This is a genomic window from Peribacillus sp. SIMBA_075 (genome assembly GCF_046534585.1).
On sequence record NZ_JAWRYN010000139.1, the window covers coordinates 1 to 434 of the forward strand.

Sequence of the window (434 nt, forward strand, 5' to 3'; positions counted from 1 at the left end):
GACTCTGCATAGAACTCACGGTTTAAAACATTCTTAAATACAACGGATCCTCTTCGACCATAGAAAGGACGTTTCTTTCGAATAACAGATGTAACCCCTAATTCTCTCATCAAGCGACGAACACACTTATGATTGACAACGATTCCCTCTCTGAATAAAGCTCGAGTCATCCGCTTATATCCGTAGTACGGATGTATCTTATGAATAGCTAATATATGTTCTTTTATCCATAGGTTTTTCTCAAGTCTCAGAGACCGTTTAGACTGAGTCTTCCGCCATTTATAATAGCCAGCTCTTGAAACTTCACCGATTTTTATTAGCCACGCGAGTGGGTGTGTTTTCCTCAATTCATCAATCACTTGAAACCTTTCGGCTTTCAGGACCATTCCTTCCCATGTAGATTTGGATTGCGCTTTTTTAAATAGTCCACCTGC

General features: G+C 40.1%; 1 protein-coding gene. It reads right to left on the bottom strand.

What is annotated here, in order from left to right:
* Nucleotides 1–434 (bottom strand): IS3 family transposase (locus tag SB775_RS27510; protein ID WP_410864305.1); only part of this gene is annotated, 434 nt, incomplete at both ends.